This window comes from Enterobacter mori, from assembly GCF_025244905.1.
Taxonomy (GTDB): domain Bacteria; phylum Pseudomonadota; class Gammaproteobacteria; order Enterobacterales; family Enterobacteriaceae; genus Enterobacter; species Enterobacter mori_A.
Genome location: NZ_CP104285.1, coordinates 520,723 through 540,250, shown reverse-complemented (window position 1 = coordinate 540,250; position 19,528 = coordinate 520,723). Strand labels below are relative to the sequence as shown.

General features: G+C 51.5%; 18 protein-coding genes and 1 tRNA gene. 8 read left to right on the top strand and 11 right to left on the bottom strand.

Translation table 11 applies throughout. The features are described 5' to 3' along the window. The first annotated feature begins 101 nt into the window (after positions 1-101). The gene (locus tag N2K86_RS02585; RefSeq protein ID WP_260660359.1) at positions 102-1,109 is read left to right on the top strand and encodes a LacI family DNA-binding transcriptional regulator; all 1,008 of its coding nucleotides are present in this window, start codon (positions 102-104) and stop codon (positions 1,107-1,109) included. Here the strand turns inward: N2K86_RS02585 and fosA are convergent. Beyond that, positions 1,095-1,520, bottom strand: a complete 426-nt coding sequence (gene fosA, locus N2K86_RS02580) for a FosA/FosA2 family fosfomycin resistance glutathione transferase (RefSeq protein WP_260660358.1) — start codon at positions 1,518-1,520, stop codon at positions 1,095-1,097. The two genes, N2K86_RS02585 and fosA, sit on opposite strands and share 15 nt — an antisense overlap. A 199-nt stretch (positions 1,521-1,719) precedes the next feature. On the opposite strand from fosA, the gene trpS reads away from it, so the two are divergent. Next, a complete protein-coding gene (gene trpS / locus N2K86_RS02575; RefSeq protein ID WP_260660357.1) occupies positions 1,720-2,721 on the top strand; it encodes a tryptophan--tRNA ligase in 1,002 nt (333 codons plus the stop codon). Between the two features lie 43 nt (positions 2,722-2,764). On the opposite strand, the gene N2K86_RS02570 is transcribed toward trpS, so the two are convergent. Continuing rightward, a complete protein-coding gene (locus N2K86_RS02570; RefSeq protein WP_260660356.1) occupies positions 2,765-3,220 on the bottom strand; it encodes a type I toxin-antitoxin system SymE family toxin in 456 nt (151 codons plus the stop codon). A 404-nt stretch (positions 3,221-3,624) separates the two neighbouring features. Here N2K86_RS02570 and N2K86_RS02565 point away from each other — a divergent pair, with 404 nt between their 5' ends. Next, positions 3,625-4,638 carry an HNH endonuclease domain-containing protein gene (locus N2K86_RS02565; RefSeq protein WP_260660355.1) on the top strand — a complete coding sequence of 338 codons (1,014 nt, stop codon included), beginning with the start codon at positions 3,625-3,627 and terminating at the stop codon, positions 4,636-4,638. Further along, entirely contained in the window at positions 4,638-5,222 is a 585-nt protein-coding gene (locus tag N2K86_RS02560; protein WP_260660354.1) for a class I SAM-dependent methyltransferase, read from the top strand. The genes N2K86_RS02565 and N2K86_RS02560 overlap by 1 nt, the downstream gene beginning before the upstream one ends. A gap of 37 nt (positions 5,223-5,259) precedes the next feature. On the opposite strand, the gene N2K86_RS02555 is transcribed toward N2K86_RS02560, so the two are convergent. Further along, positions 5,260-5,694, bottom strand: a complete 435-nt coding sequence (locus tag N2K86_RS02555; RefSeq protein WP_260660353.1) for a hypothetical protein — start codon at positions 5,692-5,694, stop codon at positions 5,260-5,262. Then, complete coding sequence (locus N2K86_RS02550) at positions 5,691-6,392, bottom strand: hypothetical protein (RefSeq protein ID WP_260660352.1); 702 nt, start codon at positions 6,390-6,392, stop codon at positions 5,691-5,693. Before N2K86_RS02550 ends, N2K86_RS02555 begins: the two co-directional genes overlap by 4 nt. A 414-nt stretch (positions 6,393-6,806) precedes the next feature. On the opposite strand from N2K86_RS02550, the gene N2K86_RS02545 reads away from it, so the two are divergent. Both N2K86_RS02545 and N2K86_RS02540 read left to right on the top strand, forming a co-directional pair. Beyond that, a complete protein-coding gene (locus N2K86_RS02545; protein ID WP_260660351.1) occupies positions 6,807-7,745 on the top strand; it encodes a hypothetical protein in 939 nt (312 codons plus the stop codon). A gap of 23 nt (positions 7,746-7,768) precedes the next feature. Then, a complete protein-coding gene (locus tag N2K86_RS02540) occupies positions 7,769-8,317 on the top strand; it encodes a hypothetical protein (protein WP_260660350.1) in 549 nt (182 codons plus the stop codon). Between the two features lie 274 nt (positions 8,318-8,591). Here N2K86_RS02540 and N2K86_RS02535 read toward each other — a convergent pair whose 3' ends face one another. From N2K86_RS02535 to rraB, 7 genes are all read right to left on the bottom strand, one after another. Next, positions 8,592-11,840 (bottom strand): type I restriction endonuclease subunit R, encoded by a 3,249-nt coding sequence (locus N2K86_RS02535; protein WP_260660349.1) that lies wholly within the window; start codon positions 11,838-11,840, stop codon positions 8,592-8,594. Continuing rightward, the gene (locus tag N2K86_RS02530; RefSeq protein WP_260660348.1) at positions 11,837-13,261 is read right to left on the bottom strand and encodes a restriction endonuclease subunit S; all 1,425 of its coding nucleotides are present in this window, start codon (positions 13,259-13,261) and stop codon (positions 11,837-11,839) included. The genes N2K86_RS02535 and N2K86_RS02530 overlap by 4 nt, the downstream gene beginning before the upstream one ends. Next, a complete protein-coding gene (locus N2K86_RS02525; RefSeq protein ID WP_260660347.1) occupies positions 13,261-15,621 on the bottom strand; it encodes a type I restriction-modification system subunit M in 2,361 nt (786 codons plus the stop codon). The genes N2K86_RS02530 and N2K86_RS02525 overlap by 1 nt, the downstream gene beginning before the upstream one ends. Positions 15,622-15,887: 266 nt before the next feature. Next, positions 15,888-15,972, bottom strand: a tRNA-Leu gene (locus N2K86_RS02520). A gap of 106 nt (positions 15,973-16,078) precedes the next feature. Next, on the bottom strand, positions 16,079-16,801 hold the full coding sequence (locus tag N2K86_RS02515) for a topoisomerase II (RefSeq protein WP_260660346.1): 723 nt from the start codon (positions 16,799-16,801) through the stop codon (positions 16,079-16,081). A gap of 30 nt (positions 16,802-16,831) precedes the next feature. Continuing rightward, positions 16,832-17,590 (bottom strand): tRNA isopentenyl-2-thiomethyl-A-37 hydroxylase MiaE, encoded by a 759-nt coding sequence (gene miaE / locus N2K86_RS02510; protein ID WP_062936006.1) that lies wholly within the window; start codon positions 17,588-17,590, stop codon positions 16,832-16,834. 46 nt (positions 17,591-17,636) lie between these two features. Continuing rightward, a complete protein-coding gene (rraB, locus tag N2K86_RS02505; protein ID WP_006810300.1) occupies positions 17,637-18,062 on the bottom strand; it encodes a ribonuclease E inhibitor RraB in 426 nt (141 codons plus the stop codon). 99 nt (positions 18,063-18,161) lie between these two features. Here rraB and argL point away from each other — a divergent pair, with 99 nt between their 5' ends. Beyond that, a complete protein-coding gene (gene argL, locus N2K86_RS02500) occupies positions 18,162-18,257 on the top strand; it encodes a putative translational regulatory protein ArgL (protein ID WP_213083700.1) in 96 nt (31 codons plus the stop codon). Then, positions 18,227-19,231: an ornithine carbamoyltransferase gene (argF, locus tag N2K86_RS02495; protein WP_260660345.1), complete on the top strand. Its 1,005-nt coding sequence runs from the start codon at positions 18,227-18,229 to the stop codon at positions 19,229-19,231. The genes argL and argF overlap by 31 nt, the downstream gene beginning before the upstream one ends. The last annotated feature ends 297 nt before the right edge of the window (positions 19,232-19,528 follow it).

The window sequence follows — 19,528 nt, the reverse complement described above, 5'->3', positions numbered from 1 at the left end:
GGCTCTCACAAAGTTCACGCTTCGATGAACGAGAAACGTGATCGACGGCGCGTAAGCGTGCGGTTAGGGTATGATGCGAAATCGCGAGAGGGAGAGGACGGATGAAGCGAAAAACGAAAGTGACGATGAACGATATTGCGCGGGCGGCAGGGGTGTCGCAGGCGACGGTATCGCTGGTGCTTAACCAGTCCCGCAACATCAAGCTCAGCGACGACACCCGCCAGCGGGTGATTAGCGTCGCCACCGAGCTCGGCTACGACCGCCTCCCCGCCGTCCACGCCCCGCGCAACCAGGAAGAGATCGCCCTGCTGGTGAGCTCCATGCAGAGCTTCGACCCGTTTATCGACGCCATCAGCCAGGCGCGGGAAGCGGCGTGGCGCAACGAGACCCTGCTCACCGTCTACGACTACGGCGACGACATTGAGCTGGCGCTGAACATCATCCGCCAGCTGGAGAAGCGTAACTGCATCGGGATTATTCTCGCGTCTCCGGTCACCACGCTGGTGGACATGACGGCATTCCAGGACTGCACCCGCATCCCGCTGGTGCTGCTCAACCAGCGCGACCCCGGCTCGCCGCTGCTGCCGTCGTTTATCCCGGACGACTACGCCAACGCCTTCCAGGTCACTAAACACCTCATCGCCTGCGGGGCGACGCGCATCGCCCACATCACCGGCGAGAGCTGGATGGAGGCCTCACGCCAGCGTCTGGCGGGCTACCAGGCCGCGCTCCAGCAGGCCGGACTCGCGTGCGACGACGACCTGGTGCGCCAGACCAACTGGCAGTTCAGCGAGTCCTTTACCGCCACCACCTCCCTGCTGGAACTGGCCGAGCGCCCGGACGCCATCTTCTGCGCCAGCGACTGGCTGGCGATTGGCTGCTATCAGGCGCTGGCGGTGAACGGCGTGCGCATCCCGCAGGACATGCTGCTGGCGGGCTACGACGACCAGAAGATCTCCGAGCAGCTCACCCCGCCGCTGACCAGTATCCAGCTGCCCTACAGCGAGCTGGGACGGCTGGCGGGGGAGTACCTGTGCAATCAGGAAGATGCCGCCACGCACGTGACGCTGGCGGGCAGGCTGAAGGTGCGCGCCTCAAGCCTCGTCTGAGGTAAACACCATGCCCGCATAGGGCTTTTTGCGACACGCCGCCAGCCGCGCGGCGAGGCTGCCCACGTGCAGCTCCAGCTTGTGCCCGTCCGGGTCGAGAAAATAGAACGACGCCCCCTCGCTTTTGTTCTGCTTCCAGACGGTAACGCCCGCCTGCTCCAGCCTGTGCGAGAACGGTGCGAAATCCGCCTCCGCGACGGTAAACGCGTAGTGGGTGTAGTCGCTCTCCTGCGGCGGCACGTACTGGCGCGCCTCGTCGTACGACAGGCAGACCCACAGATCGCCGCAGGTGAGATAGGCCCCGGTATTCCAGCGGGCGTGCAGGGTCAGCCCCAGCAGCGTGTGCCAGAAGGTGACGCTTTTTTGCAGGTCGCTGACCGCGAGGGTCAGGTGATTGAGTGATTGCAGCATGACGTGCCCTTTTGTTTTTCGCGCCGGACGTGGTACGGTAAAGAGATGAACATAAACCACGCCGTGCTCACCGTAAACCGCTGGTGGCTGCCTTCTTAAAGGCGGCACGGAGTAGTTTTCCCCATTTTCAGATAGCCGCCGAAAGGCGGCTTTCTCACATCTAAGACCCCTTTCGGCATTACAACGTTAAGGAGTCTTTATGAACGCACCCACCATCCTCACCGGCGACCGCCCAACCGGCCCGCTGCACCTTGGCCACTTCGTCGGATCGCTGCGCCAGCGCGTGGCGCTCCAGCAGACGCACAACCAGTTTGTGCTGATTGCCGACCTGCAGGGGCTGACCGACAACGGCAGCAACCCGCAGAAGATCCGCGACAATATCCCCGAAGTGCTGGCCGACTACCTCGCCGCCGGCATCGACCCGAACCTGACCACCATCTGCCTGCAGTCCGCCCTGCCCGCCCTCGCCGAGCTGACGATGCTGTATATGAACATCGTCACCGTCGCCCGCGTGGAGCGTAACCCGACGGTGAAGAACGAGATTGCGCAGAAGGGTTTCGCCCGCTCGCTGCCGGTCGGGTTTATGGCCTACCCCATCAGCCAGGCGGCAGACATCACCGCGTTTAAGGCCGAGTGCGTGCCCGTCGGCGACGACCAGTTGCCGATGATTGAGCAGACCAACGAGATTGTGCACAAGATGAACAGCCTGCTGCCCGCCCCGGTGCTGCGCCACTGCAAGGCGATGCTGAGCGACACCAGCCGCCTGCCCGGCATCGACGGCAGCGCCAAGATGTCGAAATCGCTTGGCAACACGCTGCATCTTTCGGCCAGCGAAGAGACGATTCACCGTGCGGTCAGCGCCATGTACACCGACCCGAACCACCTGAAGGTGAGCGACCCGGGGCAGATTGAGGGGAACGTGGTGTTTACGTACCTCGACGCGTTTCATCCGGACAAGGAGAAAGTGGCGGCGATGAAGGCGCACTATCAGGCGGGCGGGCTGGGTGACCGGGCGTGCAAGAACGAGCTGGAGGCGTGTTTGCAGGAGCTGATTGCGCCGATGCGGGAGCGTAGGGCGATGTATATGCAGGATAAGGGAGAGCTGATGGCGATGCTGAAGCGCGGAACGGAACGGGCGCAGGGGGTGACGCAAGGGACGTTGAGGGAGGTGAAGGTGGGGCTGGGGGTGCCGGTGTTTTGAGAACGATATAAATGATAATCCCGGCGTGGGGCCGGGATATTTATCAGGCGTTACGCTTAATTACCGGAATATCGCCGGTGTCATTTAACGCGCCCGGAAATGTTTTTAACCACTGCGCGACTTTCTGCTTATTAATATTCACCACACTCATACCTTCCAGGCATCCCCATAATTCTCTTGTATGCTGAGGCGTAATCACAATGCAGTCTTTCATGGCGCGGATTTTTACGGGCATGCCGTTGATAAAGCCCGCGCGGGTTAACCAGTCGCCGCCAAGCAGAAGGTATTTCATGTCTATGCGCGCATACAGTTCGCAGCAGGCGGCACTGTCCTGCGGCGTTTCCGCGCGGGGATGAACGGGTGCCACGTTGAGCGGGTTGCCGTGAAGTCGGCGGGCGCTGTTTTTGCGTACCAGCTCGCGGTTTTCAATCACGCCGGTGAAAGCGTCTGATTCTGTTTTGCAAACAGTAAACTCTGGCTTAAAATTCGTCGCAGCCATTTTCAACTCCTGATTAGTTGCTGGTGGTTAGCGGTATGGGGGTGTTGCAGCACCTTCATATCGCGAATTCTCTCTTTAAATATTCCTTGATACTTCCTTTGCCGTTCGGCGTAATTTCTGGTGACCATTATACAGGGCTGAATATAAATACAGCGGTTTTGGGTTGGGGAAATTTGGAATTTGCGAGGGGGATTCAGGAAATAGGGTTGGTTGTTTTTTAATTACAGAAGCGACAATGCTTTGCCCGGGTAACACTTCAACTCATCTCCCCCCTTTCCTCTCAGATCTCTCAAAAATTCATCAAACTGATAGATTAACGATTTACATCACCCTGATTTTGTTATGTGATCCTGTTACAGGCTTAAGTAACGCCCTGCCCAGCCAACCGTAACAGGACTTCATCGATGGAATTTTATCAGGCCGATCCGACGCTTGAGAACTACTGGCGTGGTGTGATCCTCTTTGGAAGGAACGTCGCATCTTACAAGTTTGCACTGGCGTCAGCTTTGTATGAAGTGGATAAGACGGGCAGCGATTTGATTACGCTCGACCAGCTTGCTGTGCCGTTCAGCCGTTATCTTTGCGAGCACCTGAAGCATGCGCCAAAACAGATCACCTCCCGCAGCAGCCAATTTCTGGAAACCTGTCTGAAGTTCAATAGAGGTGAAATCACCCATGCCCAGCTCATTGAAGCGACGGTCCGCCTTGGCTTTAACAACGTGATTGATGCCTTTCACTACGTGAACCAGGGCGAGATCGATAAACGTTTTTTCCTTGATGAGCGCAAAACCCACAACGGGATCCGCCTGACGGATAACTTCTTTTTACTGGGCGAACGCCTGCAGTATAAAAACCTCGCCTTTGAAACCAATGCTCGCTGGAACCTGGTGGAACAGGCCTGGTCGATGGGGATTTCACGTAACCTTGTGGGCGTGGAGTTCGACGAAGATAATCAGTTGCTGTTCACGAGGGTGAATGCGCGGCGCGTAGACATCACCAGTTGTCGCGATAGCCTGAATGGTTACCAGAAAGGACGATGTTTTTACTGCTTTAAACCCATCAGTCTGGTACCGGGAGACGCAGAACTGGCGGACGTCGACCACTTTATTCCCTGGGCTGCCCGCCATGAAGTGAGCAATATTAACGGCGTATGGAACCTGGTGCTGGCCTGTCGGTGCTGTAACCGTGGTACCGAAGGCAAATCTGCACGCATTCCCGAGCTCAGGCTCCTGCAGCGGTTACACACCCGCAATGAGTACTTTATTCAGAGCAAACTGCCGTTACATGAGACGATTGTTCTACAGACAGGGCAACGTCCTGAAGCACGGAAAAGCTTTCTTCAGCGTAACTGGCAGGCCGCACTGGAAAAACTTATCCATACTTGGAAACCCAACGCGGAAGGCGAGGCAACGTTTTAATGACACTTCACTACTATCAGAACCACGCGCAGGATTTCTTCGATGGCACGGTCAATGTCGATATGACTCCGCTATACGAAGCCTTTACCCAGCACCTGACGCACGGTGCCCGGGTTCTGGATGCGGGCTGCGGTTCAGGGCGGGACGCAAAAGCCTTTCATGAAATCGGTTATCTGGTGGATGCTTTTGATGCCTCTTCCGCGATGGTGGAGCTGGCAAAGCAACATACCGGGTTACCCGTACAGCTGATGACGTTTTCAGAGATCGACGGCAAAGCGCAGTACGATGGGATCTGGTGTTGTGCATCTTTGCTGCATATCCCCTCTTCTGAGTTGCCTGCGGTGATGCAGAAGCTTGCGGATGCGCTTAAGCCTGGCGGCGTCTGGTACGTGTCCTTTAAGTATGGCAACGGTGAGCGTGTGCAGGGTGAAAGACGGTTTACGGATCAGGATGAAGAGGGGTTGCGGGAGTTGCTGAAGGCGGTTCCGGGAATAGAGATAGCATCTCTGTGGGCGACTCAGGATAACCGCCCGGACAGGGATGAGACATGGTTGAATGGGATATTACGAAAAAACGCCGCTTGATCATCAGGCGGTGCTAATCGACAGGGAGTAAGTGAGTTCAGTAACTCATCACTTTAGTCAGCTCAACTTCACCCGTGGCGGCATTAAAGTACAGATAAAAAATATCCCCTTTTACCTGATCGGATTTTGACCAGATTTCCTTATCCCCCAGGCGACGCTTTTCCTTCGTGTATCCCAGCGTTTCGAGATACGCGCGCAACGGTGCAGCCCCGGTAGCCCCTTTAAAAAAGATGCTATTTGAAGGGGCATAACCATCGCCTGGATGCGCCTCGAAATAGTAGTCGTCGGTTACACGCGGGGCGTTTTCAATATCCTTGTCTGTCAGCGTGTGGTAGTGGAAAAAGTCATTTTCGGTGTAAACCGTCGTTTCATCTGAACCCGATGCCACGAGCCAGACAAACAGCCATCCGAGGATAAAGACGGTGACAGCCGAGAGTGCGCACCACTTCAGGACTTTTAAAAGGATTTTCATAGCTTAGCTCCCATGAATGAGAGCGATGTCCCATCGTTTGTAATGACCTTCACCACTCCGGATGTGAAATCGTCCCACGGCCGAAGCCACGTCATAAAATGCGGAAGATTGACCGTATACGGCTGGTGCCGCACACACTGATCCTCAGGATCAGGAAAGAGAATCGGGCGAAAGCCATGGTTTTTATGGGAACCGATAGCGCCGTAGTAATCCCAGCGGCGAACGGCTGATTCATAGCTCACGGGTTTAAGACGGTAGCCGTACCGGCCAGGAATGATTGCCCGATAGAACCCGAACAGATCGGAGACCAAATCCTCACCGCTAAAGCCGCTGTCCGTATACCACGAGAATGATCGCAGGCTTTGCAGACCTTCGAATCTGGATGCGGTGTTCATCATCATCGCCAGCATGATTCTGTTAATGTCTTCGGTACTCCGGCCACGCTTAATTTCCCAATGAGAGAACTTCCCGACGCCGAGCCGTGATTTGAATTTTAAGACGCCCATATCTTGCCGATACATGACGGAATAAGATGGCTTACCGCTACGCTCTCCTTCAACGAATTGACGTTTGAGCGTTGCCACGTCGTTGCCACGGGCATGTCCCATATCAAGCCAGCCCAACGCCTCGGTGTAGACGATCCCTCTGTCGAGAACGTCGAATAGTGCCCCATCCTTAATCTCTCTTCTGGTGCTCATGCTTACATCTCCATATGTAGTCTAACTGGCTATGTTATAGACGATTTTTTTGGCAGTCCAGAAAGTGTTAAAATGTTTTAACCACATACTTTGCCGGAAAGGGGCTTCGCTGCTAATGATGGAAAGTAATTGTCTAGGGGGAGGGCTGTTCATTGGCATTGGACAAAATTGTTAAACGGATCAGTACAAAGACAGGCTTCTTGTACAAGCGTTCTGCCAATCTTAAGAAATTAGCTATGGAAGCTAGGTTATATAATTCAGCTGTTTTATTATTTTATAGTAATAAATAACATCAATATAGCCTTCAAGGGCTGATGATTATTGTTTTACAAGCTTAAAAAATAGATTAATATAGCAATAGATCAAACATTATACTTTTGTAATATTAAGACTATATAGACTAACGAGGTATTTATGGAAAGGGATCTTACAGTAATCTTAGCTGAACGGGATGCAATTAAACATAAGATGGAACTCGAAAAGCTTCGTAATGAAAATATAAATTTAATGCAACAAATAAAAGATAAAATCGAGAATGCCAAAGCAGAAATAACAGAAAGCGCAATAAACAGGACAATGGCCATTTTGGATAAGACAAGACTATGGTTAATCTATGGCTCTAGTATTTTTGCTATTTTTATCACTGCTGCAGGGCTGATAGGTTATAAAAGTGTTAACAAAGAAATTACAGATTATTATATAAATACTGTGAAGCATTGGTTACGCTTTGATAGCCCAGAGAGTGGAGGCAGTAGAGTTCTGAATGATTTACGTACTAATGCCTTACTTGACTCGTTAACATTAAAATATGAAAGGCAAAAAGCCACATCAGGTCCAATAAATAACATCACTTTGAATAATGAAGAAAGACAGCGCTTGATGTCATTGATTTTAAACCCCGAAACGGATGAGCAACAATTTATAGATGCTTTGCGTTTAGTAACTAAAAGCAGAGGGATTTATGGTAGATTTTACGAAGATGACATAGGTAAAAAAATTGCTAATATACTTAGCAACAAAGAATTTAGCGATAGTAAGAGGCTAGATGTAATAAATGCCCTTGCTAAAGACCGAGCATTATTCCCATGGGCATTAACAGTTATTAATGATAATAATCCCCAAATGCATGAACATTTCCAAATGAAAGCATTTGAAAATGTAAGCATGTTCAACAAAGAATTGGCTATAAAATTCGCAGAAAGAAATATAACTAAATTTAAGGATGTTAGTAATAAAATTCAATTAGGTATTTTTTTAATTGAAAATGGCATGGATAACCAATTAATCAACAATTTAATTTCGGAATTAAAAAAACAAAAAAAGAAGCATTCGCAAGTGACTATAAAGAATTGATTATAGCACGGATAAAAAAGGGATTGGATGATAACAATATAGCATTTTTGTCAAATTACATATCAGAACAAATAAATAATGGTTTAAGTGTCGAGCTGTCCTCCTTTCTTGATAAAAAGCCAGTATTGTCATTTTCTTTTGGTGATGTAATATATCCTTTTAGAGAACCTGTGGAATTATTTGAAAATGACGCATTAATCGATTCCATAACAAAGGAAGCCCCTCTAACTAAAGATCGATTTTTAAAATTAACGCAGTTTTTTCAGCTACAAGATCGAGGTTACTGGATAACGACATTTATGTTTAAACCCTCAGAAAATACAGAAATTCTTTTCGACAATAATGAAAGGATTAAAGGAAACCAAGTTCTTCAAAAGGTTTGGCTTCGAGCCCAAAAAAAAGCAGGAGAAATGACACTTACTGCTACCATGAGAAAAAAAGATGGAACAATATTTGAGGCTACTGTCCTAGATATTCTCAATTGTGAACAATGTCATTTTTTTGTTGATTTCAATCATGACCAACTGAGAAATTACACTTGGGTTCCAGACTATAATTATCTTGATTATTAAGGTCGCCAAGAATTACAAGTAAAAGCATTATCACCTCATAAAAAATTATAGTAACAAATGGCCTACCTTATAGGCCATTTATTTAGCGCAATTATTTAAATAATCTATTACATAGTTATAATTGAGAAAGAATTTAATTTCACAATTAAAATCATTTCAATAACTATCAATTACCATCAATTCGACATACATATATTGAGAGGCTAATAATGGGGATGAGGTGTCTTATCTTACACCTGACATAACATCCCTCATTCTGACAGAAAGTGAAACCTTATGCCCCTTTCAACATATCAAACACCACGCGGGCAAAGCCCTTCGCCAGTTCAGGATTAGAGAGATATTGCACCATCATCTCCTGCTGGGCTTCGTTGCTGTCCATAACAGCGTCATCAATCGCCTTCGGGAAATCACCCAGCATAGCCTGCTCGCGTGTATTGTTGGCGATCTGGGTCATCACCGCCTGGTTTTCTGACAGCTTGTCGCGCACCGCAAAGGCATAATTGATCATGTCTTTATCGGACAGATTATCGGTGACAAAAAGCTCATTCAGACGAGCCAGGATATTTGAAAGAAACTCTTCTTTCTTGTCCTTTGGTTTCGCCGTTCCGACATCATTACCCGGTTTGATTTTGTATTCCTCTGCATCCTCTTGCAGCTTCAGGTGCTGTTCGTGGAGTTTGGACAGGCGATAATGGCTCATCTCCACGTTGCTTAAATCAATTTCATCTTCTTCAATACGCTGTTCATGCAGTAACGGACGCAAATGACGGGCGAAGAGACTCAGCTTTTCAAGATTCTTGTCGTCATAATCGACGATTTGCGACATAAACTCGTAAAAGCGGACAAAGCTGCCGAGATCTTTCTTAAAGATATCCAGCTTACTTTTTTCTTTCTCGCAGTCCTTAAAGGTGTTTTCCGCATTGGTGATCAGTACAATATCTCCGGTTTTCTTAGTGCGTTCAAACATCTCTTTGGCCAGCACATAGGCATCAATCGCTGAGGTGTAACGATGCTTCCAGCGCTCTACCGCAGGTTTGCAGATATTGCTAATGGCCGCGTTGGATTTGTTTTTACTGAAGAACGCCTCACAGAACTGCTCCACTTCGTTCCACAGGAAAATACCGCTGGTGCGCAGCTTTTCATAAAGCTCAAAGACCAACTGCGGATCGCTGACATCCATCAGCTCTGCTGTCTGGTAGTACGGCTGGAAAGCCCCCAAAATCTCGTCAGGTTCGTTGTAGAAATCGAGCACAAACGTGCCGGACTGCGCCTTCCCCGGATAGGTGCGGTTCAGACGCGACAGCGTCTGTACGCACTCCACGCCCCCCAGCTTTTTATCCACATACATGGCGCACAGCTTGGGCTGGTCAAAACCGGTCTGGAATTTGTTGGCCACCAGCATCACCTGGTAGTCGTCAGTATCAAACGCTTTACGCATATCCCGGCCTTTCAGTCCGGGGTTCATGTTTATCTCAGTGAATTTCTGGTTGAGCAGCGCAAGGCTGTTGTGGTCATCTTCATGGAATTCCACCTCCCCGGAGAAAGCCACCATCGCGCTGATCTTGTCGTATTTTTGCTCGGCGATGTATTTATCGAACGCCAGCTTGTAACGCACAGCCGCCTTACGCGAACTGGTCACAACCATCGCTTTGGCCTGGCCGGCCAGTAAGTGCATCACGTGCTTGCGAAAGTGCTCAACAATCACCTTCACTTTCTGCGACACGTTATGATCGTGCAGCGACACCCACTGGTTCAGTTTGATCTTCGCTTTCTTGCTGTCCACTTCCCGATCAGGATCGTCCAGCTTTTGCAGCAGCTTGTACGCCACTTTGTAGTTGGTGTAGTTCTTCAGCACATCAAGAATAAAGCCTTCTTCGATGGCCTGACGCATGGAATAAACGTGGAACGCTTCCGGTTTGTTCGTTTTCGATGCCGGTTCCTGCGGGTTAGGACGACGGCCAAACAGCTCCAGCGTTTTGGCCTTCGGCGTGGCGGTGAAGGCGTAATAGTTGAGATTGCTGCTGCCTTTACGCGCCGCGACGGTAGCATCCAGAATATCTTCTGAAGACATCTCCACATCGTCATCCGCCTCTTCGGTCATCAGCACTTCTTTCAGCTGACGCGCCGTAGAACCGCTCTGCGAGGAGTGCGCTTCATCGGCAATCACCGCATATTTACGCTGCTTGAGGCTGACGCTGTTTTCAATCGCCTTCAGGACAAACGGAAAAGTCTGGATGGTGACGATGATAATCGGCTGCGAGTTTTCCAGCGCGCTCGCCAGCTTCTCCGATTTAGAGCCGTCGCCCTCTTTATTATTGATACGCCCGACCACGCCGTCCTGATGTTCAAACTGATAGATGGTGTCCTGCAGCTGATCGTCAAGCACGGTGCGGTCCGTTACCACAATCACCGAGTGGAACTGCTTCTCGCCCTTTTCATCGTACAGGCGGGAAAGCTGGTGGGCAGTCCAGGCGATAGAGTTCGATTTGCCCGACCCGGCACTGTGCTGAATCAGGTATTTATTGCCGGTCCCTTCAACCGTCGCGGCAGTGATCAGTTTGTTCACCACGTCCCACTGGTGATAGCGCGGGAAAATCAGGCTCTCGCTTTTGTACTTCAGGCCAATGGCGTTTTCTTTTTCGACGATTTGCAGATGCACGAAGCTCGCGAGAATTTTCAGCAGATTGTCCGGCAGCAGCACCTCATTCCACAGGTAGCTGGTAGCGTAGTCGTTGGCATCTTCCGGGATATCGTTCCCCGCACCGCCGTCATGGGTCCCTTTGTTAAACGGCAGGAAGAAGGTTTTATCACCCTCAAGTTTAGTCGCCATAAACACTTCGTACTGGCTGACGGCAAAGTGCACCAGCGCGCCGCGTTTAAAGGTCAGCAGCGGCTCAGGTTTATTGGTGCCAGGATCTTTCGGCAAACGCGTTTTCTTATACTGCGTGATGGCGTTTTGCACCGTCTGCTTAAATTCAGACTTCAGTTCCAGCGTCGCTATCGGCAGGCCATTAACGAACAACACCAGATCGATACGCCATTTCCTTGCCTTAACGCCGGTTTCTTCAAATGCGGCGTTCGACGCATGCGGACTGTAAACCAGCTCCGGCACGATGCGGCAGATATTCTGTTTGTAGCGCGTCAGAGTTTCCGGATTGAGGTTATGTTCCGGCTTAAATTGGCACAGGGAAAAACGCGCATTATGGCTTTTGATACCATGACGCAGCACGCCGAGCGTGCCGTAAGTGCGCGAAAGCATATCGGTAGCGTTAATATCCGCTTTTTTTAGCTGAGCCACCAGCGCATCAAGGAAATGACGCTCGGTATCGGTAGGATAAATTTTGGCAAACTTCTCCCACTCCTGCGGCTGGGTGGTCTGCACAAAAGTCAGCGCATCCTGCGAGTACAGTGCACGTTCGCGATCGTAGCCGTCGGTTTTGCCGCAAATCCAGCCTTTTGCTTCCATCTGAGCAATCATCTCATTCTGGAAAATCAGCTCTTTGGTGCTGTCCATGCTCATGCCGTGGCCTCCAGTGGCTCCTCAACATCCTGTGTGTCCGGGGCAACCCAGTCGCGGACGTCGATTTTTCCGGTGACGGCTGCGGAGATCAGGGCAATGCGGCGTTCTTGCATAATTGATATTTGTCTTATAGAAATATTAATTAATTCATCAAGCTTAGCACATTTAGCCCTTAAATAATCTGCAATATCAATTGCCTCACTAACTGGAGGACGAGCTATATGCAGATTACCAATTACACCCATCCCAATATTCTGCTGTGTACCATAACTCCAATTCAATTCAATAGCAGTTTGAAATTGCTTCGAACGCAAAAAGTTAATAACAAAATAAGGATTCGAGTATTCATTACATCTAATAACTGCCAAGGGTGACCAAATATTGAAATCATCATAAGTTTCAACAATCGCAGTGATACCGGTCGTGGCACCAGACTTTACCATATAAATATCATTAAACTGCGGGGAATACTTCTTGCTAAATCTTTTATGATCTCTTATTGAAATACACGCTCTTTTTTTATCAAAGTCTATGAATCCAGACGATATCGCTTCAGCCGATATAAATGGTATCCCATCATCAATAAAATCTGGGGTTTCATGAGGACCATCGGTAATTGGAGTTGACACTATATGTTTTATAGCACATACAACCCAATGCTCCGGCACTTTCCCCAGCCACTCAACCCCGGAATTTTTCATCGGCACATCAGGGTTTAGCCCTTTGGTGACGGCATGGCTAATCACCGCCTGACGTTTTTCGTTCAATAATTCAATTAGTTTCTTCTGATTCTCGATCAGGTTATCGATTTTTGCGGTTTCGTGTTCGAGGAAATTTGCAATTGTTTTTTGAACTGATAACGGCGGAATAATAATATTAAGTGATTTTAAGGATCCTAAATTGAGGTTAGGTTGCGCAACACTATCACTACTCAGCGTAATTTGGGTACGAATAAACCATGAAGAGAATTGATACCAAAGATAGTTTGAATTATTTTTTTCCGAATCACTTCTAAAACGTAATTGATTCGCAGAAAGTATTGCTCGGCTCCAACTAAGAGAATTATCCGTCGGTATAAGTCCCACCTGCCCTACAGTTCCTCGGGCAGTGAAAACAAGATCTCCTGCAATAACCTCTGCATTAGATAATTCATTTGCTTTCGCATCATCCAAGTAAACATATCCTGAATCTTTGAAGAATGGTTTTTCTCCGTTGATGCTTAAATTATTTCCACGAATAACGGGAACACCACATTCTTGGTAGAATTTTGAACCAATACTTGAACCGAATGGACCTGAAGCAAATGCTTTTCCATCATTAGTTAGCCATTTAAAATGGGATATTTTCCACTCTGTTGGAATCATCCCCAACCACTCAACCCCAGAATACTTATACTCCGGATACGCCTTATATTTAGCCATCAGGAATGTACCTCCTGCAGCAGCTTCATAATCTCGGCGCTGACGGCATCCAGATCGGCATCAATCTCTTCTAACGGGCGCGGTGGCTGGTAGACATAGAAATGGCGGTTAAACGGAATTTCATAACCGACAATCCCCACTTCGCTATCTTTGGCATCGCGCTTATCAGCGTTGATCCAGGCGTCATTCACATGTGGCAGCACTTCGGCTTTGAAGTAATTTTCAATCAGGTCGCTTGTGGACACCGCCGGGTTCAGCGGCACGTTTTCGTTATCGCGCAGCTCGCCGTCCTGCTCAAACTCAACAACCTTACCTTTGTATTCAAACGCACCATACAGCGGCTGAGCGGCTTCTTTCAGCACCTTCTTCACCACCGGCTCGGCATCCGGGTTTCTCGTAGTGATAGCATCGATAAACTGCTTGTTCTCTTTCGCATCCAGCTTCACGCCAGCTGTTTTGATGGCCCCTTTCAGAGTCAACTGGAACTGGTTGAAGTCATTGCTCACCAGCGTTTTACTACCCGCCTGCGTACCCAGAGCTGCCTGAATCTGCTGCGCTTTTTCCATCAAGGCGCGTTGCACCAGCCACAGCTTGCTGTCGAGCAGGTCTTTAATCTGCTTCTCTTTCAGTTCGGCAAATTCGGCTTTGATGATGGCGCGCGCTTCTGCTTCCAGTTCGGAGAAATCACCGTAGGTGTCCTCCTGCCACTGGGACGCGAACTCTTCATACAGACGTTCCATCGGCGCGTTAAACGGCTTCGGTGCAAAGCGCAGAGTCGCAATCGCTTCATCCGTGACCTGAGCGGATAAACGCAGCGGGCGTTCAATGGTCAGGCGGCGATAGCCAAAGTCGGTGCTGTAAAAGATTTTGCTGGCGAAGGTTTTCGGCGCTTCGGGTTTGGCGGTGGCAGGCTGACGACCGCGGCTGGATTTTTGCTCTGCGGCTTTTTCCAGACCCAGTTCTTCCAGGGTTGTGGCATCCACTATTTCAAAATCACCAAAGGTCTGCGTGATCAGCTTGATATCGTCTTCGCCCATCAGGTTGCGCTTGGAACCCAGTGACTTACGCATCTTGCCGCACAGGTTGGTACCATCAATCAGCTGCACTTTGCCTTTACGCTCAGGCGCTTTTTTGTTGGAGAGGATCCAGACGTAGGTGGCAATGCCGGTGTTGTAGAACATGTCCGTTGGCAGCGCGATGATGCCTTCCAGCAAATCGGCTTCCAGAATGTAGCGACGGATTTCACTTTCACCGCTGCCCGCCCCGCCGGTAAACAGTGGTGAGCCGTTAAGGATAATCCCGATACGCCCGCCGTTGCTCACGGTGCCATCCACATTGTGGTTGTCGCGCATTTTGCTGATCAGGTGCATCAGGAACAGCAGTGAGCCGTCGGAAACACGCGGCAGGCCCGGGCCAAAGCGACCGTTAAAACCTTTCTGCGTATGTTCGTCGTTAATTTCGCCCTCAATCTTCTTCCAGTCCACGCCAAACGGCGGGTTAGAGAGCATGTAGTCGAATTGATCCTGCGGTAACTGGTCGTTAGAGAGGGTGTTGCCCAGCTTAATACGGCTGACATCCTGACCTTTGATCAGCATATCGGCTTTACAGATAGCGTAGGATTCCGGGTTCAGCTCCTGGCCAAAGGCGCGCATCACCGCGTTAGGGTTCAGCTCGTGCACATATTCCATGCCTGAAGAGAGGAAGCCGCCGGTCCCGGCCGTCGGGTCATAAATGGTGCGGATGATACCGGGCTGCGTCAGGGCTTCATCATCTTCCATAAACACCAGCGAGGTGGTCAGACGCACGATATCGCGTGGGGTAAAGTGCTCACCGGCGGTCTCGTTGGAGCTTTCCGCAAAACGGCGGATAAGTTCTTCAAACACCAGGCCCATTTCATAGTTGGAAATGGCTTTCGGGCTGAGATCGGTGGTGGCGAATTTCTTCACCACTTTAAACAGCAGGTTGGCATCTTCGAGCAGGCCAACAAACTCACTGAATTTGAAGTGTTCGAAGATTTCACGCGCATCCGGTGAAAACGCCTGTACGTAGCTTTCTAGGTTGGCTTTGATGTCGTTCTGGCCCATCTTGCCCAGATCCATCTTCGAGGTATTGAAGAAGGAGAGCCCGCTGGCGCGCAGCAGAAACTTCTCTTTGGCATCTTCCGGCAGTGGGCTGGTTTTTAATTCATCATATTTCGCCACCACCGCGTCTTTAGTCTCCGCCAACACACATTCAAGACGGCGCAGCAGCGTAAAGGGAAGGATCACGCGCCCGTACTGAGACTGTTTAAAATCACCGCGCAGCAAATCAGCTACCGACCAGATAAACGCAGCCGTTTGAGAAAAGTTAGTGTTAGTCATGAAACCCTCGGGGAGATCGCAGCCATAATGCAAATGTGCACAGGCAAATATTCATTATTGGAATCCAGTGCGCAAAATCATACCCGCTATAAAGGCTATCGCAAACGATACAGGGCAAAGAAATGAAAAATGATATTGAATAACTGATTATCAGCAGAGTGAGTAATGTGGATTCTGCTTGCTGTTCATAAAGGAAAATAATTGGGTGGATATGGGATTTCAGACACAAAAAAAGCCGCCCTTAAGCGACTTTGATTTGCATCTTTTGGTGCCGAAGGCCGGACTCGAACCGGCACGTATTTCTACGGTTGATTTTGAATCAACTGCGTCTACCGATTTCGCCACTTCGGCACTGAAGGGGATGCGGAAACGTTGTGGATTATACCTGTCGCGCGCCGCCATGCAAGCGACGACGCGCTAAACCCGCGCTAAGTGCCCAAAAAACCAGCGCCCTTCGTCACTCCAGCTCAGACACCGCCAGCCGAATCACCCCCGCCGCCTTCTGCTCCGGCAGCACCAGCACCTTCGCCCACATGTCCTGCACCATATCGCAGGAGAGCTTCTCTTTGCCCGCCGCCTTCTCCGGCATCTGCAACAGCTGGATGTCCTCGCCGTACTTATCGGCAAGTTGCTTCATAATCGGACGCACATCCTCGGCGGCCGCCTCGCGCTCGGCCGGGGTCACGGTGTGGCGGTTTTTGCCGTAGGCGGCGCGCATCATGTCGGCGTCGGCCTGCATGCGTCGGTTCATCAGGTCTTTATCCAGCATGCGCATCGGGTTCACGCCGCCCTTCACCATCGGGTAAAGGAAGCGGAAGCAGGCGTCGTCGCTCACCTTCTGGATGGCGGCGGTCTGCTCCATGTTGATGGTCATGTAGTTCACCACGTTGGCGTCCGGGGCGTTTTGCAGGCGCGACATCTGCAGATGCAGGATCTGCGGCTGGATGGTGTCGATAATCTGCTGCTCCGGCTCGCCCGCTTTTTGCAGCGCGGCCATCTGGTCGAGGATGCGCTGATGCAGCACAGGCTCCTGCTCCTTAATCACCTGCCAGGCGGGCATCGCGTTGAGGGCAGCATCCATCTGCTGTTCCGGCGCGCGCTGCCTGTCGAAAAATACCCAGAACGCCACGGCGGCGGCCGCAAAAATAACAATGACCGTACTGATCCACGTTTTTTTCATCTCGCATCCTTATCCTTGAGTTGTGCCGGTTTACACCGGCACGCCGCTGTGGAAGCGAAACTCGTTGTCCGGTGTCGAAATAAGTGTGGCTTCAATTTCGCCAAAAAGCTGTATGCGCGGTGAGATATCGTCGTCGCTCACCTGCTGGGCCAGCGTCAGGTAGTCCTGATAGTGGCGCGCTTCCGAGCGCAGCAGCGAGAGATAGAACTTCTGCAGGTCGTCGTCGAGGTACGGGGCCAGCGCGGCGAAGCGTTCGCAGGAGCGCGCTTCGATGTAGGCGCCGCAGATGAGCTTGTCGATCAGCGTCAGCGGTTCGTGGGTGCGCACTTCCTTCAGCATCCCTTTGGCGTAGCGGCTGGCGGTGATTTTGACGTACGGAATATCGCGGGCCAGCATCGCCTCGCGCACCTGCCAGAAGTGGTGCAGCTCTTCTTTAATCAGCAGCACCATGCTGTCGATAAGCGCCTGGCCCCACGGGTCGTCGGTTTTGGGCATCACGCTTTTGCCAATCTGCCTGTGCAGGGCGATGAAGTCCGGCTCCGGACCGTCGCGGAAGGTGAACTGTTCGTAGGGTTTGAGCCAGTCGAGCAGCGCGTCGGCACCGCTTTCGTCGGCGACGTATTTACGCACCAGCAGCAGCGCGGTCTGGGCGGCCTTGAGCTCGCACACCATGTGGTCGGTGAGCAGCAGCGGCAGGTTCGCCGGGTCGCGGGCTTTATCAATCCATGCTTGCGGGGTCGGGCACTGGAGGAAGTTGAGTACGGGGGCGAGTATCTGCGGGTAATCCATGGTTCTGCCTTGAAAAAGCGGTGGCGCGGGCCACCGCCTGAAACGCTTAGTGACGCACGCCGTCGTCGTCTTCGTCGACGTAATCTTCGTCGTCACCTTCTTCGCCGTCTTCACCGTTCGGATCTTCGAAGTAGGTTCCCCAGCCGTCGTACTCCACGTCAAACTTCTCGGCCAGGTTCATCAGCTGTTCGACCTGCGCGTCGATCAGCTCCGCCTTCAGCGCGCCTTCGCTCAGGATGTCGCAGCAGATGACGGTGTCGCCCTCTTCCACTTCCAGCTCTTCCGGCTCGGTTACTTCGTAACCCAGCTTGAAGGCTTCTACCGCCATTTTTTCCAGCGCGTCGAAATCATCCGCAGAGAAATGGTGCTCGATGGTGTACAGCGCGTCCGGATCGCTGCCGTCTTCCAGCAGTTCTTCAATAATCAGACGCGTCTCTTCGCGTTGCTCTTCCAGGTGTTCCGGGTTTGCCATGGCTCAATCCTCTTTAAAGTGCGGCAGATACTTCTATTTTCACACACGGACGGGTTTGCCTCCACCTTTGTAAGAAAGAATTGTGAAACGGGGTTGCAAATGAATAATTACACATATAAAGTGAATTTTAATTCAATAAGTGGCGTTCGCCATGCGAGGATAAAATGTCTGATCTGTACAAGAAACACTTTCTGAAATTGCTCGACTTTACCCCTGCAGAGTTCACTTCTCTGCTGACCCTCGCTGCACAGCTCAAAGCCGATAAAAAAAATGGCAAGGAAGTACAAAAGCTTACCGGTAAAAATATCGCGCTCATCTTCGAAAAAGACTCGACCCGTACACGTTGCTCTTTCGAAGTTGCCGCATTTGACCAGGGCGCGCGCGTCACGTATTTAGGGCCGAGCGGCAGCCAGATTGGGCATAAAGAGTCAATTAAGGATACCGCGCGCGTGCTTGGGCGGATGTACGACGGCATTCAGTATCGCGGCCACGGCCAGGAAGTGGTCGAAACGCTGGCGCAGTATGCGGGCGTGCCGGTGTGGAACGGGCTGACCAACGAGTTCCACCCGACCCAGCTGCTGGCGGACCTGCTGACCATGCAGGAGCACCTGCCGGGCAAGGCGTTTAACGAGATGACGCTGGTGTACGCGGGCGACGCGCGCAACAACATGGGCAACTCGATGCTGGAAGCGGCGGCGCTGACCGGGCTGGAACTGCGCCTGGTGGCCCCGAAAGCCTGCTGGCCGGAAGAGAGCCTGGTGGCGGAGTGCAGCGCGCTGGCGGAGAATCACGGCGGGAAGATCGTCCTGACGGAAGACGTGGCGGCGGGCGTGAAGGGCGCGGACTTTATCTATACCGACGTGTGGGTGTCGATGGGCGAAGCCAAAGAGAAGTGGGCGGAGCGGATCGCGCTGCTGCGCGGGTATCAGGTGAACGCGCAGATGATGGCGCTGACCGGCAACCCGAACGTGAAGTTCCTGCACTGCCTGCCCGCGTTCCATGACGACCAGACCACGCTCGGCAAGCAGATGGCGAAGGAGTTCGATCTGCACGGCGGGATGGAAGTAACGGACGAGGTGTTTGAGTCGGCGGCGAGCATCGTGTTCGACCAGGCGGAAAACCGGATGCATACGATTAAGGCGGTGATGGTGGCGACGCTTGGGGAGTGAGCCTCTCTCCCACATTATTGATTCGGTGCGCTCTTTTTGCCGGGTGGCGCTGCGCTTACCCGGCCTACAAAACCCGTAGGCCCGTGCAAGCGAAGCACCGCCGGGCGAATCAGGCGACGATGCGGCCTGATGCCCTCACCCCGGCCCTCTCCCACAGGGCTGAGGGAGAAAACCCAGCCCGTAGGCCCGTGCAAGCGAAGCGCCGCCGGGCGAATCAGGTGGTGATGCGGCCTGATGCCCTCACCCCGGTCCTCTCCCACGGGGAGAGAGAACACCCAGCTCGTAGGCCCGTGCAAG